Annotated in this window: 15 protein-coding genes; 8 read left to right on the top strand and 7 right to left on the bottom strand. The window is 46.5% G+C overall.

All coding sequences use genetic code 11. The features are described from left to right. Positions 1–33: 33 nt before the first annotated feature. The gene (carA, locus tag CH367_RS05335) at positions 34–1,125 is read left to right on the top strand and encodes a glutamine-hydrolyzing carbamoyl-phosphate synthase small subunit (RefSeq protein ID WP_100762056.1); all 1,092 of its coding nucleotides are present in this window, start codon (positions 34–36) and stop codon (positions 1,123–1,125) included. Positions 1,126–1,127: 2 nt separating this feature from the next. Continuing rightward, the gene (locus CH367_RS05330; RefSeq protein WP_010575542.1) at positions 1,128–1,316 is read left to right on the top strand and encodes a hypothetical protein; all 189 of its coding nucleotides are present in this window, start codon (positions 1,128–1,130) and stop codon (positions 1,314–1,316) included. Positions 1,317–1,507: 191 nt separating this feature from the next. Here the strand turns inward: CH367_RS05330 and CH367_RS05325 are convergent, their stop codons facing one another. The 7 genes from CH367_RS05325 to CH367_RS05295 all read right to left on the bottom strand — a co-directional run bounded on the left by CH367_RS05325 (position 1,508) and on the right by CH367_RS05295 (position 11,907). Beyond that, positions 1,508–2,077 carry a DUF4349 domain-containing protein gene (locus CH367_RS05325; RefSeq protein ID WP_100762055.1) on the bottom strand — a complete coding sequence of 190 codons (570 nt, stop codon included), beginning with the start codon at positions 2,075–2,077 and terminating at the stop codon, positions 1,508–1,510. 85 nt (positions 2,078–2,162) lie between these two features. Continuing rightward, complete coding sequence (locus CH367_RS20915; protein ID WP_208861978.1) at positions 2,163–2,645, bottom strand: LIC11966 family surface protein; 483 nt, start codon at positions 2,643–2,645, stop codon at positions 2,163–2,165. A 303-nt stretch (positions 2,646–2,948) separates the two neighbouring features. Beyond that, complete coding sequence (locus CH367_RS05315) at positions 2,949–5,717, bottom strand: 2-oxoglutarate dehydrogenase E1 component (protein WP_100761470.1); 2,769 nt, start codon at positions 5,715–5,717, stop codon at positions 2,949–2,951. 28 nt (positions 5,718–5,745) lie between these two features. Then, positions 5,746–7,149 (bottom strand): dihydrolipoyl dehydrogenase, encoded by a 1,404-nt coding sequence (lpdA, locus tag CH367_RS05310; RefSeq protein ID WP_100761469.1) that lies wholly within the window; start codon positions 7,147–7,149, stop codon positions 5,746–5,748. A 13-nt stretch (positions 7,150–7,162) separates the two neighbouring features. Then, entirely contained in the window at positions 7,163–8,413 is a 1,251-nt protein-coding gene (odhB, locus tag CH367_RS05305; RefSeq protein ID WP_100761468.1) for a 2-oxoglutarate dehydrogenase complex dihydrolipoyllysine-residue succinyltransferase, read from the bottom strand. Between the two features lie 102 nt (positions 8,414–8,515). Further along, positions 8,516–10,954 (bottom strand): penicillin-binding protein 1A, encoded by a 2,439-nt coding sequence (locus CH367_RS05300; RefSeq protein ID WP_100761467.1) that lies wholly within the window; start codon positions 10,952–10,954, stop codon positions 8,516–8,518. Further along, positions 10,951–11,907, bottom strand: a complete 957-nt coding sequence (locus CH367_RS05295; protein WP_100761466.1) for an MBL fold metallo-hydrolase — start codon at positions 11,905–11,907, stop codon at positions 10,951–10,953. The genes CH367_RS05300 and CH367_RS05295 overlap by 4 nt, the downstream gene beginning before the upstream one ends. Positions 11,908–12,012: 105 nt before the next feature. Between CH367_RS05295 and CH367_RS05290 the strand changes: the two genes are divergently transcribed. From CH367_RS05290 to CH367_RS05265, 6 genes are all read left to right on the top strand, one after another. After that, entirely contained in the window at positions 12,013–12,831 is an 819-nt protein-coding gene (locus CH367_RS05290; RefSeq protein WP_100761465.1) for a rhomboid family intramembrane serine protease, read from the top strand. Positions 12,832–12,859: 28 nt separating this feature from the next. Further along, the gene (locus CH367_RS05285; protein ID WP_100761464.1) at positions 12,860–13,465 is read left to right on the top strand and encodes a GNAT family N-acetyltransferase; all 606 of its coding nucleotides are present in this window, start codon (positions 12,860–12,862) and stop codon (positions 13,463–13,465) included. Between the two features lie 60 nt (positions 13,466–13,525). Continuing rightward, positions 13,526–14,368 (top strand): lipoate--protein ligase family protein, encoded by an 843-nt coding sequence (locus CH367_RS05280; protein WP_100761463.1) that lies wholly within the window; start codon positions 13,526–13,528, stop codon positions 14,366–14,368. Between the two features lie 39 nt (positions 14,369–14,407). Further along, positions 14,408–15,655 (top strand): serine hydroxymethyltransferase, encoded by a 1,248-nt coding sequence (glyA, locus tag CH367_RS05275; protein ID WP_100761462.1) that lies wholly within the window; start codon positions 14,408–14,410, stop codon positions 15,653–15,655. Positions 15,656–16,023: 368 nt separating this feature from the next. After that, positions 16,024–16,704: a hypothetical protein gene (locus CH367_RS05270; RefSeq protein ID WP_100761461.1), complete on the top strand. Its 681-nt coding sequence runs from the start codon at positions 16,024–16,026 to the stop codon at positions 16,702–16,704. After that, positions 16,689–16,973, top strand: a complete 285-nt coding sequence (locus CH367_RS05265) for a DUF8156 family protein (RefSeq protein WP_100761460.1) — start codon at positions 16,689–16,691, stop codon at positions 16,971–16,973. The genes CH367_RS05270 and CH367_RS05265 overlap by 16 nt, the downstream gene beginning before the upstream one ends. The last annotated feature ends 121 nt before the right edge of the window (positions 16,974–17,094 follow it).

Below are 17,094 nucleotides of genomic sequence, written 5' to 3'. Positions count from 1 at the left end.
ACTGTGCCCAACCCCACATCGAGGCTGTATGAGATGAAAGCGTTCCTGGTTCTCGACAACGGTACGGTCATCGAGGGAGAATCCTTCGGTTACGAAACGGAATCCGTCGGCGAGGTTGTCTTCAATACTTCCATGGCCGGTTATCAAGAAATTCTAACCGACCCTTCCTACTGCAATCAAATCATAACGTTGACCTACCCGATGATCGGGAACTACGGAATCCATCCGGATAACATGGAATCTTCCAAGATTCAGGCGAGCGGATTGATCGTAAAAGAATACGTGGATCGTCCTTCGAACTTCATGTCCGAAAAAACGCTTTCCCAGTTTTTAAAAGAATACAAAGTCCCGGCCATCCAAGGAATCGATACGCGGAAGCTGACTCGTTATATCAGAACGAACGGTTCTCCGAACGGTGGAATCTTCGTCGCTCCGGAATATTCTCCTAAGTTTTTGGATACGGTTAAATCGTTTCCGGGAATCATCAACGCAGACCTCGCAAAGGTCGTAACAACGTCCTCGAAATATATCTTCGGAACTCATACCGGTAAAAAGTTTAAACTCGCCGTTTACGACTACGGAGTGAAAACGAACATTCTCCGTTTATTGGATGCAGGCGGATTCGCCGTAACCGTCTATCCCGCCTTAACCCCTGCGGAAGATATCATGAAGGAAGGAACGGACGCATTCTTTCTTTCCAACGGCCCCGGAGATCCGGCGCCTCTTGACTACGCGATCGATGCAACTCGTAAGATCATGGAAAAAGGATATCCTCTTTTCGGAATCTGTCTCGGTCATCAGATCATAGGACTTTCTCTCGGTAAAAAAACCGAGAAGATGAAGTTCGGTCATCGCGGAGGAAATCAACCGGTTAAGAATTTATCAACCGGACAAGTGGAGATCACTTCGCAAAATCACGGTTTTGCGGTGATCGACGATCAAAAGTCGGACGAACCGGTTTCATTTTTAAATCTCAACGACGACACCGTCGAAGGGATTTTGAAATCGGGTTATCCTTTACTTACGGTTCAGTATCATCCGGAAAGCGCGCCCGGCCCGAACGATTCCCGTTATCTATTTCAAAAATTTTACGATCTCGTTGAAACCACTAAAAGAGGCAAATAAGAATGGCAGAATTTCCACAACTCCCCGATAGAATTCTCGGACTTCCGGTCGGAAAAGATTTTTCCATGGAAGCTCTTGTGAAAGACGTTTGGAATCCGGAAACGGACGACCTCTTTCCACCTAAGAATTTTCTCGGTCTTGGTTACGGCGTAAACTTCTACGCAATCGCAAGAAAGACCGGACTCCTTTAAACAAGAAAAAAATATCGAGCTTGTCGGAGTTCCGACAGGCTTCGGGAAAGAAAATTCTTCTTGAGAAAAGTATGATTTTCTAATAGAGAAGAATTTCCCGAGTTTTCCACCACCCACCCCTCCACCCAAGATCAGGGTGGGGCCTTCAATTTCACAAAAAAATCGTAGGAACTACTACAAATTCCGAGCAATCAGTGACCCGAATGTTTGATCGGCACAAACGAAACCGTAAAATCGGAGAATTTCGTTTTTAGAATCAGATCCTTTTTCTTCTTTTCCAGTTTCTGAATGTCCAAAGAAACCCTGTGCTGTTTGGCCAAAATATGTCTGCGATCCCGTTTCGGAATCTTATCCTCTTCGAATAACTTCTTGTATTTGGAAAGGAATTCGTGATCGATTTCCAATCTTCTCACACATTCCTCATACGGATCGGTGATGTCGTCGATCGTCTCGTCGCTTTTGTCGACCAATTCCGCATTTCTAAGTTCGATCAGAAAATGATCCTGATTGGCGAACGGAATCTTAAACTTCAGGTTTGAGTTCGTACTTTTGGAAATAAATCCGCGATAATTGTGAACCAGGTCGTGAATTTTGTCCCGAGAATTGGAGATTTTTTTGGATTCGATCTTTACGTTTAAGGAATGCGCGTAGAGCCTTCGTTCCGAATGGGAATGTTCGCCGTCGTTTGTAGGATTTGCGGCAATTGGAAACGCGTAAAAAATTAATACGAACAGAAGATACAGAATGGAAACCGTTTTCATTTTGGAATAGGATAAGACAATTCCAAGTTTCGTCAATCTCGCTTTTAAAATTTTGCGATCGGTCCATCGAAAGTATCGCGGATCTTTATTCGTAATACTCCATTCTAAATTTTTCGGAAGCTTCTTTGAGAGTATTGTCGGCCTCGTCCATTCTCAAACGGATTTTATAGTAAGTGTCGTATACTTCCTGAGAATCGGAAGAATGTATTCCTTCGAGAAGAGATATCAATCTTTTATAATATACAATCACGTGTTCCGAAAAAATATCCAGGATAAAATCGCACGCAGATCGAAAGGAAGAATCCCCTCTAAAACTTCCGATCTTTCTTACGCTTTCTTTTGCTTTCCGAACTTTCTGTTCCCAAGCCTGCGTTTTGTTTTTTGCATCCACATAGTCTTCTTTTTCCAATGCAAGATCGATCGACCTTGCGTCCTCAAAAATTCCGTCCATGATTCGAAAAATTTTATGATTGTATTCGACGGGATCTTGTTTGCATCCGAAACAAAAAAGAAACAAAACACCGATTAAAAATAACGTTACGTTTTCCAACGCGCTCTTTGCCAACATGCACCGCAAATTAGAAAACCGAAAACGAAAACGCAATCAAAAACGAAATTTTGGTAAGTGATACTTTTTTAAAGTTATAATTTTAAGAGGAGAAGTTTTATCGCTTTATAACGAGTAGTCGGTTGGATCTTAAACTATTGATTCAAGACCGACGGATTTTTTATCGTTTTTAGGGGAAGAATTGAAAGATTATAGAATGCAAAATTCGAGAGACCGACAATGTCGCCGTTTTTTCGCTTTAGTATCTTCTAAAATTCTAAAACGAAAAACGACGACTCCGGTTTAAGTCGGAAAATTCTTTTCTTACGCTTGAAACGCGTCCAGAACGAGTTGATCCTGTTCCTGCAAGTGAAGTTTCATATGACCGGCCGCCGGGCTCGGAGATTCGTGTCTTCCCGCGTAAGCAAGTCTAACGTTGGAAGGAATTAAATCCTCGATTCTTTCCCGAACAAAAAACCAAGCTCCTTGGTTTTTCGGTTCTTCCTGACACCAAACGAACGATTTCGCGTTCTTGAAGGTCTTAAGCGCGGCTTCGATTTCCTTTGCGGGGAACGGATAAATCTGTTCCACACGGACGAGCGCCACGTTCTGAACCTTGTTCTCATCGCGGTATTTCATTAAATCATAATATACTTTACCCGCGGAGAAAATGACCTTGTCGATTTTATCCGGCTTGGAACCGCTATCGTCGATCAGGATTTCTCGGAACGCTCCCTGAAGAATGTCTTCCACCGGAGAAAGAGATGCCGGGAAACGAAGTAAACTTTTCGGAGTTACGATCACGAGAGGTTTACGATAATTTCTAAGCATCTGTCTTCTTAGAAGATGGAAATACTGAGCCGCAGTCGTGAGGTTACAAACCTGCATATTGTTGAGAGCACAGAGTTGTAAAAATCTTTCCAATCTCGCGGAAGAGTGTTCCGGTCCCTGACCTTCGTATCCGTGAGGAAGAAGCATGATCAGACCGGAAAGTCTTTGCCACTTCACTTCCGAACTGGAAATAAACTGGTCGAAGATCACCTGCGCGCTGTTCGCGAAGTCTCCGAACTGAGCTTCCCACATTACGAGAGCGTTCGGATCTGCGAGAGAATATCCGTATTCAAAACCCAAAACCGAAAATTCGGAAAGGGAAGAATTGATGATCTCCGCCTTCGCTTGTTTAGGCGAAATGTGATTGAGAGGAATGTATTTTTCGTTCGTGTTCGTATCCACAAGAACCGCGTGACGATGAGAGAAGGTTCCTCTTTGCGAATCCTGACCGGAAAGACGGATTCTAAACCCGCTTTCGAGAATCGATCCGAATGAAAGCGCTTCCGCAAATCCCCAATCCACGGGAATTTTTCCCTCCGCCATTTCCTTTCTACTCTGAAGAAGTTTCACGAGTTTGGAATTCGGAGTAAACCCTTGAGGAACGGAAGTCAACGACTGAACGATTCCGTGCATTTGTTCTTTGAGAAGTTTTGTCGCGGGATCCGAATCCAAAGAAACTTTGGAGAACTTGGACCAAACTCCCTGCATGGTATCGACACGGATCTTTACGTCTTGTTCTTTTGCTCTTTGGAAAGAATCTTCCAGTCCGTGCATCGATCCGTTTTTAATGAAGTCGATGTCTTCCTGTTGGATATCGCCTTCCCCGATCAGTTTTTTCTCGTAGAGATTTACGGTCGGAGGATGACTTTTGATGATCGAATACATCTTCGGTTGTGTGAATGCAGGTTCGTCGGTTTCGTTGTGACCGAGTCTTCTGTAACATACGAGGTCGATGATAAAATCTTTTTTGAATTTCTGACGGTATTCCATCCCGAGTTTTACAACTTTGTAAACCGCTTCCGGATCGTCCCCGTTTACGTGGATGATCGGAATCTGAAATCCTTTCGCAAGATCGGTTGCATACAACGTGGATCTGGATTCGTCCGGAAGGGTTGTGAATCCGATTTGGTTGTTTACGACGATATGAAAACTTCCTCCGGTTGTGTAACCTTCGAGGTTCATCAGGTTGAGAGTTTCCGCAACCACACCCTGACCCGCAAACGCCGCGTCCCCGTGAATCAGAACCGGCATGTATTTCTCGCGGTCCTTATCTCCAATGAGAGTTTGACGAGCGCGAACGGAACCGGTTACGACCGGGCCCACACATTCCAAGTGACTCGGGTTGAACGCCAAAGAAAGTTTCACTTCCTTTCCGGCCGCGGTCATTCTACTGTTGGAATAACCGAGGTGATACTTCACGTCCGCGTAACTCAGATTATCCTTATCCGTTTTCTCTTCGAACTCGGCAAAGATGAGCGACGCGGGTTTTTCGATGATGTTTACAAGAACGTTGAGTCGTCCTCTGTGCGCCATCGCGATCACGAGTCCGTCCATCTGGTGATGTCCGGCCTCTTCCACGATTGTGTCTAAAAGAGGAATGAAGGATTCTCCCCCTTCGAGAGAGAATCTTTTTTTACCTACGTATTTTTTCGCGAGAAACGTTTCGAAATAATCGGCTTGGAATAATTTTTCGAAAAGTCTGAGTTTGATGTTCTTCGAAAGAGGCGCTAAGAAAGCGGGAGACTCCATTTGTTTTTGAAGCCATTCGCGTTCTTCGTCGTTTACGAGATAGAAGTGTTCCGCTCCGATCGTGTCGCAATATACTTTTTCGTATAGATCCACGATCTCTTTGAGTTTTACTCTTCCGAGCGTATCGCTATCCACGACGGTTTCCAAATCGGAAGGCGAAATGCTGTGAAGTTTGGAATCGATGAACGTGCGATTCGGTTTTTGAATTTCCAACGGATCGAGTTTCGCGGCGAGGTGACCCTGTCTTCTGTATGCGTTCAGAAGGTTGATGATCCCCATCTCTCGGATGGAACCCGCTTGTGCATCCGTAAAAGAAGTTGCAACCGCGGACTTACCGTTTCCGTTCGAATATCCGTTTCCGTTCCCGTTTGCAAGACCGTTGCTATCGACTTCTTGGAAGAATGTTTTCCATTCCTTATCCACCGTGTCGGGATTGAGCTTATACTGATTATAAAGTTCTTCGAGGAGAGCGCCGTTCTCCCCGTAAAGCGCCATGAGTTTTTCTATCTTCATTTTGAAACCTACCTAATCGCGACCACGCTTACGCGTGGATCGCCCACTTATCCACCGCCATCGCCGCTTCTTTGATTACTTCCGCCAAGGTCGGATGGGCGTGGAAACTTCTTGCTACGTCTTCCGCAGACGCACCGAATTCCATTGCAACCGCCAATTCCGCTACCATGTCCGAAGCCCTCGGTCCGAATATGAACGCACCGAGAATTTTATCCGTTTTTTTATCCGCTAATATTTTGACCTGTCCTTCGGCCTCGTTCATCGCTTTTGCGCGTGCATTCGGTCGAAAGAGTGATTTTCCGGTTTTGTATTCGATTCCTGCGGCCTTCAATTCTTCCTCGCCCTTTCCTACCCAAGCCATTTCCGGCCAAGTATATATGACGCTAGGAACCGCATCGTAATTCACGTGTCCCGATTGACCCGCGATCAATTCGGCGAGGGCGACTCCCTCTTCCTCCGCTTTGTGAGCGAGCATAGGCCCGTCCACCGCGTCTCCGATGGCATAAATACCCGGAACGGATGTGTTAAAATGTCCGTCGATTTGAATTCGTTTGCGAGGTGTTAATGCGACACCCGCTTCTTCGAGTCCCACACCTTCGAGAAAAGGTCTGCGTCCAACCGCCACAAGAACGACGTCCGCTTCGAGATCCTTGGCTACACCTTTGGAATCTTCGATTTGAACCTTCACTCCACCTTTGCTCGTGGTCGCGCCTTTCACCTTGTGTTCGAATAAGAATTCCATTCCTTGTCCGGAAAGAGAACGTTCGAGAAGAGAACCCATCTGACGATCTATGTTGGAAATCAATCCGGGTAAGAATTCAACGACGGTCACTGCGGTTCCGAGTCTGGACCAAACCGATCCGAGCTCGAGTCCGATCACACCGGCGCCGATTACGATCATCTTCTTGGGAAGTTTGCGAATATCGATCGCGTGATCGGACGTGATGATATTCTTTCCGTCCACGGTCAAACCGGGAATGTCGATCGGAACCGATCCGGTCGCCACGACGATATGTTTTGCATTGATCGTTTCTTTCGAACCGTCTGCTAATGCGACTTCGACTTTTCCGGCGGAAAGAACCTTGCCGAAACCTTCGTAACGTTTGATCTTATTTTTGTTCATCAGAAAGTCCACGCCGTCGGTGACTTCCTTTACGATCTGATCCTTTCGGTTCATGAGTTTGCCGAGATCCAGATCCACTTTGCCCACGGTGATCCCGTGAACATCCAGCTTATGAAGCGCTTTGTGATATTCTTCGGAAGAATCCAACAACGCCTTGGAAGGAATACAACCCACGTTGAGACAAGTGCCTCCGAGGGTTTTTCTTTTTTCGATAATTGCGGTTTTTAAACCGAGTTGTGCGGAGCGGATGGCACAAACGTAGCCCCCCGGTCCCGCGCCGATCACGACTACGTCAAATTCTGCTGACATGATTCCTCTTTCATTAAAGTTCTAGTAAAAGACGGGCTGGATCTTCGATCGCTTCCTTGACCTTCACGAGGAACGTAACCGCTTCCTTTCCGTCCACGATTCTGTGGTCGTAGGAAAGTGCGAGATACATCATCGGACGGATCACGATCTGATCGTTGACCACAACCGCACGTTTTACTATATTATGAAGTCCTAAAATTCCACTCTGAGGAGGATTGAGGATCGGAGTCGACATCATGGAACCGTAGATTCCCCCGTTGGAAATCGTGAACGTTCCGCCTTCCATTTCCGCGAGTTCGATCTTTCCGTCTTTCACTCTGTTGGCGAGTCTTCCGATTTCCTGTTCGATTCCCGCAAAACTCAACAAGTCCGCGTCTCTTACGATCGGAACCACAAGACCCTTCGGTCCTCCGACCGCAACACCGACGTCGTAGTAATTCTTATAAACGATATCGCTTCCCCTGATTTCCGCATTGATGGCGGGAATCGTCTTGAGCGCTTGAATGGCCGCCTTGGTGAAAAAGCTCATAAAACCCAAACCTACGTTATGAGTCTCTTTGAACTTATCCTTATAACGGTTTCTGAGTTCCATCACGTAACTCATATCCACTTCGTTGAACGTGGTGAGAATCGCCGCGTTGTGTTGCGCGGATACGAGTCTTTCCGCGATTACCTTACGAAGACGGGACATCGGAACCGCGTTTTCTCTCGGAAGATCCGTTCTTCTCGCGGCAGGAACCGCTTTTGGAATTTCGGGAGAAGGTGCGGAAGCCGGAGCCGATTTGGCCGCCGTTGTAGTTCCCACGCTTGCGGAGGATTTGGATTCGATTGCTTTTAATACGTCTTCTTTTGTGATCTGTCCATTCTTACCAGAACCGGAAATCGAAGAAGCGTTCAGTCCGTTGTCGTCGATCAATTTACGAACCGCAGGAGGAAGAGTTTCGTTGATGTTTCCGTTTCCTGAAGCTTGAGTGGTTTGAGTTGAAGTCGGTGCGGAAGAAGAAGGTGCTGGTGCGGAGGCGGTTGCGGCGGCGTCGATGAGACCGATGATCTCTTTTACTTTTACGGTGTCTCCGGCCTTCTTATGAATTTTCTGAAGAACACCGGAAGAAGGAGCCGGAACTTCCATGGTCGCCTTATCGGTTTCCAGTTCCAGCAGGATCTCGTCCTGTTTTACTTGTTCTCCTTCTTTCTTTACCCAATTCGCAATAGTTGCTTCCGTGATAGATTCTCCCATTTCGGGGACCTTGATTTCTACAGACATTAATGATTCCTTTTAAGAGGCTTTGGATGCAAAAAAGCGGAAGCCTCGGTTTCAATCCTTATAAACGAAAAAATTCTGTAAACGAAATTCTCCAAAACGCGATTATTCCGTTCTTGGTTTAAACTTCCGATCTGTTTTGCCTAATTCTTCATCACTAATCTGATATTCTTTCTGTAAGAACTCTCTAAAATCCATCGACTTGTGATGATCTCGTTCTCCGTCGCACTGACGATTGCCCATCACAGCCTTTGTAACTCCCGCAACGGTAATCGGCTTGAGACTCAAGTTTTGAGTTACGGGACATACTCCCGGTTTTGGAGAAAGTCCGTTGTAAGCGCAGGTTCCTCCGCCTTGTACTTCGTCGGGCATAATGTCTTCGCCGAAGGAAGGATAATTCTGACCGCCATAGAAACGATTGTACATTCTTCCCCAAATCGGAACCGCAAGAACCGACGCGGCCTGTCCTCTTCCTAAAGAAATGGAACTTTTATCAAAACCCAACCAAATCACGGTTGTATAATTCGGATCAAACCCGCAGTACCAAGCGTTGGTGAACGAAGAAGTCGATCCGGTTTTTCCGGCGGCGGTTCCTCTGTAATTTCCTTTGTCAGGATCGCGAAGACCCATCGCGGCGGTTCCGGCCATCGCTACGTTTGTAAGCATTTTTTTAAGAATGTAAGCGGTTCCCTCGGAGATAACCTGAATGCTTCCGTCCTTCGCCTGCCTTTGTAATTCTTCCTGAACCTTGATCTCTTCGTTGTAGACCACGTTGCCACTTTGATCGATCACATAACGCACTGAAAACGGAATCACCCTTCTTCCGTTGTTGGCGATGGTCGCATAACCGAGAGCCATCTCCAGCGGTGTGAGTTCCGCAATTCCGAGCGCAAGAGCCGGGCTTGGTGGAAAACGAGTCGGAGCAACTCCTAACAGTCTGGAAGAAAAATCGATGACCGCGTCTGGTCCGGTTCTTAGGAACACTTGCACCGACACGATGTTTAAAGATAACGACAAGGCTCTGGACAACGGAACCATTCCGAGAAAGTCTCCGTCGAAGTCCTGAGGAGACCAACCTTCCCCCTCTTCGGTAAGAGTGGTCAAAGGCGCGTCCATAATTCCGGTCCCGCTTCCCACAACTCGTTCTTGAATCGCGGCTCCGTAAACGAACGGTTTAAACGCGGAACCCGTTTGGCGTCTCGCCATCGTCGCGCGGTTGAACTGATTCTTCGGCGTGAACTCGTAACCGCCTACCATGGTTTGAATGTAACCGGTAGAAGGTTCGATCGTGATCGCCGCGCCTTCTACGTGTAAATTTTTTCCGAAGATCGCGGTTTGTTTTTGAAACTCGGAGATCGCCGCGGATTCGTTTTCGCCCGGAGTAAGAATGGTAAGAATGTCGATCGCGTCGATCAGCTCTCTTTCTAAAGCGACTCGGTAGTTCGCCTTCTCGTCGAGTTTACTGACGAACGGCATTCCCACCGGAAAGATGGAACCCATCAGATAATAAAGACCCACAAGACCGCGATCCGCACCGCCGGAATAATTTACGGTTATACCGGAAACGAGATCGTCGTGTTTTTTGATCGCCTTGGACAATTCTTCCTGAGCGATCTCTTGTTTACGAGCGTCGAGAGTCGTATAAACTTTCAAACCGCCCGTATAAACCTTATCTTCTCCGAGTTCCTTTTCGAGTTTTTGACGAACGTATTCGGTGAAGTGAGGAGCCTTGTTCAAGCGGTTTCCCCAAGTCGACTGAGAAGGAGATTGCGTGATCACAACCGGCCAATATTTATTCCAGAAATCGTCGTGGATCGACTGAACCTTATCGGCGGGAATATAACCTTGTTCCGCCATAAGTCTAAGAACGCTCAAGTGCGCGCCTTTGGAAATCGCCGGATTTTTAAACGGAGAATACTTCACGGGCGCCTTCGGCAATCTCGCGAGCATAGCCGCTTCTGCGATGTCCAAGTCGCTTACGTCCTTTTGGAAATACACGTCCGCCGCGGAGGCGAGCCCCGTGGTTCCGTGTCCCAAGTAGATAAGATTAAAATAAATTTCTAATATTTCTTCTTTTGAATATTCCTGTTCGATCTGGAGGGTAAAAAGAGCTTCGATGAATTTTCTCGCAAAGGAACGTTTTCTGTTTTGCAAAACGGTTTTGGCGAGCTGTTGGGTCAACGTCGAACCGCCCTGTTTGATTCTTCCCGAAATGACGTTTACGATTCCGGCGCGAAGAATCGCCACGAAGTCGATCCCGAAGTGATTGAAGAAGTTATTGTCTTCCACGGAAAGAAACGCCTGAACCACGTGCGGGGGAATGTCCTGGTATTTCAGAAGTTGTTGTTTGTGTTTGTAAAGTTCTGCGAATACAACCCCGTTGATATCGTAAAGCCGGGTCGGAGTCGTGGGTTGATACGAGGCGAGCATCGCGAGTTCTCCCCCTTCGTCCACTTCCGAAAGAATATAACCGAAAAAGAGACCGCCTAATAGGGCGATGATGAGCAAGGCTCTGGAGGTTCTATGAAGTCCGATACTTTTCATGATAATTTATATACGTTCCCTTCTACGGCTAATTCTATCTGGATGGACGAGTTACCGAGTGCCGCCGCGTGCGCCCGAGCCTCCTCGAGAATGATGTCCAACACGTCGTCCGAATAGGCGGGTTCGTGATGGGTCAAAACGAGTTTCTTTACGTTCCAAGCGACTGCGCAGTTTACGGCCATTGTGTAGGACGTATGCCCCCAGTCAAATTTTTGGAAGGATTCATCCAGGGTATATTGAGAATCCAGGACGAGCAGATCCGCATTTTCAAAAAAGGGCTTCATTTCCGAAACGGAACCGAAGTCTTCCCCGGTAAATTCCGCGTCCGTGGCAAAAATAAAAACCTTTCCCTTCTCTTCCACCCGATACGCGAAAGAGCCGCCCGGATGTTTGAGAGGATAGATGCTGACCTTACAATCCCCTTCTAAATCCAAAGTTTCGCCGGGACTCAGACAGGTAAAGAGTTTCGTGGACGCAAGAGCGGAAAATGGAATGGGAAAGAACTCGGGAGATTGTTGTTTTTCAAAACGTTCCTTCAAATCGGGATAAGGAGAATAAAAATGCAGTTCGTTCCCGGGGATATAGAGCGGTTTAAAAAACGGAATTCCTTGGATATGATCCCAGTGCGTGTGGGTGAAGAAGAATGCGATCTTTCCCTCACCTTTTTTACATTCTCCCTGCATCAACTCGTCCCCGATCACCCTGGCCCCGGTTCCGGAATCGAAGATCATTCTTCTGCCGGAGGAAGGAATCACGGAAACGCAGGTGGTGTTCCCGCCCACCACGTGAGTAAGATAAGAAGGAAGATTAGAAATAAATTTTTGAATATCCCTTAGGACGTCGGGCCCCGCGTCCCGGACGAGTTCCAGGATTTGAGTCACCTTCTGAATGTATTCCGGGGTTCTGAGCGGAGAGGAAATCGAGCCCCGAGTTCCGTAGAGTTGGACGATCACCTTGAACCCAGGATTTCGATTTGAATCATTCTGTCAAAGAGAAGAGGAAAAAGAAAAATCGTTTTACGGTTGTCGTCCGATTCTAAGGAGAAATCATGTTCCCCTATGACAGGCATCTACAATCGGATCGGCCCGGAATTAACTCCCGTAGTCCGCACCCTTTTGATTTTGAACGGGGGACTTTTTGCGGTTCAACTCCTTCTTTCATGGACGGTCGGAGACTATCTGACTCTGTATCTCGGGATGACGCCCGATTTGATCACACATCGTTTTTTTGTCTGGCAGTTCATCACATACGCATTTCTACATTCGGTTCAGAATTTCTTTCATATCCTGTTCAACATGTTCTCGCTTTGGATGTTCGGTTCCATTCTCGAGAATTATTGGGGCGGAAGAAACTTTCTGAAGTTCTATCTATTCTCCTGTTTTATGGGAGGATTTTTTCCGTGGATTCTTCACAACGTCGGATTTCATCAAGGAACCATCATCGGAGCTTCCGGCGGAATCTACGGTCTTCTGATCGCGTTCGCATTGATCTGGCCCAATCAAGAACTTCTTTTTATGGGATTTTTTCCCCTCAAAGCGAAGTATATGGTGATCATCCTGATGCTCATCATCGCGCTTTCCGGTCCGGGCGGAAACATCGCGCATATGGCCCACTTGGGCGGCGCGATCGGAGGCGGTCTTTATTTTCTATATTATAATAAACTAAAGTCCAAAATTCCGGCTTCGCTTTCTCTCGGTCGTTATCTCCAAAAACGAAAGATGAGGAAGTGGCAGGAAGAGATGAACCGAAAGATTCACGTTCGAGAAGAAGTGGATCAGCTTCTGGATAAGATTTCGAAATCGGGAATGGATTCCCTTTCCAGAAAGGAAAAGAAATTTTTGAAAGACGCTTCGAGTAAATATTATTCGGAAGAATGATAGACGCTCGAAAACGGATCGAATCCACATGAAACATTCCTACCCGCCCGAATCCGTTTCCCTGATCGGAAACTTCGTAGAACTCCGTCCGCTCAGAACCGAACACAAGGACGCACTCGTCAAAGCGGTGTTAGACGGAGAATTGTGGAAGCTCTGGTTTACGATGGTTCCGTCTCCCGAAGAGATGGAATCCTGGATCACAAAGGCGCTCGCAGAGGAAAAGGAAAAACTTTCCCTTCCGTTCGTAGTCGTGCGTAAAAACGATTCCAAGATCATCGGAAGCACACGTTATATGAACATCGAAAAGGTTTCGAATCGTTTGGAAATCGGTTCGACCTGGTATTCGAAAGAATTTCAAAAGACCGCGGTGAACACGGAATGCAAACTTCTTCTTTTGGAACACGCATTCGAAAACCTGGAATGTATCGCGGTCGAATTCAGAACCCATCGTTTGAACGAAAACTCGAGAAAGGCGATCGAAAGACTAGGCGCGGTTCTGGACGGAATTCTGCGCAATCATAGAATCATGCCAAACGGAACGTTACGCGACACTGCAGTTTACAGCATCCTCGAAAACGAATGGCCGACCGTGAAGGCGAATCTTTTGTTTAAGTTGGAACGGATGAGAGGTTAAGATCGATTGCGTTTTCAAGAACCAATACGAACTTTGTAAACGACTCCGAAATTTTTCGACATGCGCACATTCTCCTTTATCCAAAACGCACAACGGTCCGCCGCGGCCAATCTTGCGATCGAAGAAGCGATCGGACTTCATTTGGTTTCCTCCGGTTACGGAGCGGGACTTAGGATTTGGAAAAATCCGTTCTCCATCGTACTCGGGCTTTCCGAAAAAGCGGAAGATACGATTCTCCCTGAGGTGTTGCGCGCTTTTCAAGAACGCGTCGGGAACGCGGATTCTTTTTCGATCGAAAATGCAAAAGAGGTTTCGAAAGAATTTCCATCGATCGTCCGAAGAGCGAGCGGCGGAGGCACTGTCGTTCATCATCCGGAGGAGAATCTAAACTTTACGTTTTTCATTTCCTTGGACGTAAAACCCGAACTCTACAAGGTAAAAGAATCCTACGATTATTTTCTGGGTTTGGTTATGAACGCGTTAAAGCGACAAACGTTAGACGCTTCTTTCCGAGGTAAATCGGATCTTGCGATTTTCGAAAAGGGTTTGGAAAAGAAGATCTCCGGGAACGCTCAGTTTCGAAAAAAAGGCGCGGTTGTTCATCACGGGACGTTGATTCTAAAATCTTCCCTGATCGAAAGGGTTGCGGGATTGTTGGGACATCCTCCCGAAGAACCGGAATATAGAAAGAATCGAAAACATTCCGATTTTGTGACCTCTCTTCCGAACGATTTTTCCACCGTAAAATTTGGTCAGGACCTATCTCATGTATTTGCCGAATCACTGGGCCTTTCGAAAATGGGCGTAGAGAGTGATCTCCGGTTTAAAAAGGCCGTCTTTCAGGAAGCGAAACGGCTTTTGAAGGATAAATATTCGAGGATGGATTTCATCTTCAGAGACTAAATCGGAATTCTTCTCGGAATCATCACAAAGAAGGGCCAGATGCAGTTTCTTCCTAAAGCAGATCCAGAGATATTCGCCGCGTTAAAAAAAGAGGACGAAAGACAGGAAAATAACCTGGAAATGATCGCCTCCGAAAACTTCGTTTCCAGACCCGTTCTGGAAGCTTATACATCCACACTTACGAACAAATACGCCGAAGGTTATCCCGGCAAAAGATATTACAACGGCTGTCACAACGCGGACGTCGTTGAAAGCCTCGCCATCGAAAGAGCCAAAAAACTTTTCGGCGCGGAATACGCAAACGTTCAACCCCATTCCGGCGCTCAAGCGAACATGGCTGTGTTTCTCGCTTGTTTAGAACCGGGAGATTCTTTCTTAGGAATGAACCTCGCACACGGCGGTCACTTGACCCACGGTTCTCCGGTGAACGTGAGCGGAAGAATTTACAAACCGATTCCTTACGGTGTAGATCCAAAAACCGAAACGATCGATTACGATGAGATCGCAAAACTTGCAAGAGAGCACAAACCGAAGTTGATCGTCGCGGGAGCTTCCGCTTACGCAAGAACGATCGACTTCGCAAAGTTCGCGGAGATCGCGAAAGAAGTCGGCGCGAAGTTAATGGCGGACATCGCTCACATCTCCGGTCTTGTTTCCACCGGTTATCATCCTTCTCCCGTTGGAATGTTCGATTACGTAACCACGACCACTCACAAAACCTTGAGAGGACCGAGAGGAGGTTTGATTCTTTCTACATTAGAAAATGAGAAAGTACTAAACTCTCGTGTATTCCCGGGAATTCAAGGCGGTCCTTTGATGCACGTGATCGCGGCCAAAGCGGTTGCGTTTAAGGAAGCCCTTCAACCGGAATACAAAACGTATATCGAAACCGTTCTTGCAAACGCGAAAACTCTCGCTGAAGTTTTTGTGAAACGCGGTTATAGAGTCGTGAGCGGCGGAACCGACAATCACTTGGTTCTTCTGGACGTTTCCGTCAAAGGTCTTACCGGTGCACAAGCCGCGGACGGTCTGGACGAGGTCGGCGTCACAGTGAACAAAAATGCGATTCCTTTTGATAAGAATCCTCCGGCAGTTGCTTCCGGAATTCGTTTGGGAACTCCGGCTCTTACCACTCGCGGTTTGAAACCTGCCGATATCGAAGTGGTCGGAAATCTGATTTGCGACTTTCTCGACAACCCGAACGACGAGAAAAACAGAACCAAGGTCAGAGGCGGCGTTAAGGAAATTACTCAGAAATTTCCGATGACCAGTTTCCGATTGGATTGATCCAAGTTCGAAACGAACAACGGAAACGTTTCGTTTTTGAAAAAGGCGCCTGAATGAATGGCGCCTTTTTTATTTGTGGGAACTACCACGTTGCCTGGAAGTGATCTCGTTCTTCGAGAAAATGTGGGAACTCATACGCTTTCTTCTCACTAAGAATCTCACTTATGTCTTTTAAAATGTAGGAACCACCACAGCACGCATCGAATCGGCACGTCACAACACCTTATGTCCCACAAAATGTAGGAACTACCACAATTCCCGCGCAGGACAACCGCCTACATCCACTCGCCTTCCCTTTTTATCATTCTACCCAAGCATTTAAAATGAAAATACTTTACATTTATATACATATCATATAATAAGTATCAATGGAACTACAAACCTTTCCTACCTCGTTTCCACAGGATTACGATCCTCTCTACAATCCGATCTTGAGTTGGGAAAGAAAAGGTCTTGGAATGCTAACCGGAATGAGCGGGATCTACAACTTGGCTCTGCAATGGGAATACGCGTTCGCCGTATCCGGATTTAAGATCTTCAATCTGGATTGTGCGATTCGTTTCAACCCGTTTGTAATTACGGAAGAAACGCGCAAACGAAGAGTTCCTCCCGAAACCTTATTGGAAAACATTCTGATTCAAAGGGCTTTTACTCCCTATCAAATCTTGGATGCATTGCGAGCCATCGAGCAAGAAAGAGCAAAAGATACGATCTACTTTCTTCTGGCTCCCTGTAAACAGTTCTTCGACGGAGACGTTCAAGAGGACGAAGGAATTTTTCTTTTAAACAAGATGCTTCTTATACTCGAACGTCTTCACGCGATGGAAATGCCCGTGCTCGTCGTGGAGAAGATGCAATATCCTCATCCCACTTATAAGAATTTCTTTCCAAGACTTGTAGAAACCTCCGTCGATCTATGGGAACTCAAGATCGAAGACAAACTTTCCTATATCAGAACGATCAAAAAACCGTATTCGCATTCTTCCGATTCTCCCGCGTTGAATGAAAAGAATCAAAATCACGAGGTGAAAGTATGGGCAGAACAGTAACTCCATATTCCAGACAGATGCAACAAGTCGAATCCGGTCTTCTGGAATTCCGAAGAGGACTCCGCAAACCCGATCAAGAAATTTTTGACGATCTGATCCGAATCGCAAAATTGCAAGTACAAGCCGGAGTGATGGCGTCGGGTCCGTATCCGATCGACACGATGTTGTTAACGATGATGATAGATTTAAAAAAGGAGATGTATCGATTGAAAAAGGAAGTGATCACACTGAAAGAAAACGCGGAGAAAACGAATCCGTTCGAACTTTAATCGGACAACGTAAAACGTCGATAAAATCGAAACGCACTCAAAAGTTATTTACGTTTTCTGCAAGCATTTTTCGATCCGATACTTTGTCGGAACAAGTTTAAATAAATCCTTGAAAAAGCAA

Origin of the sequence: Leptospira barantonii (assembly GCF_002811925.1) — a bacterium.
Lineage (GTDB): Bacteria > Spirochaetota > Leptospiria > Leptospirales > Leptospiraceae > Leptospira > Leptospira barantonii.
Note: the sequence above shows the minus strand (reverse complement) of the source record. Positions and strands in the feature narration are given on the sequence as shown.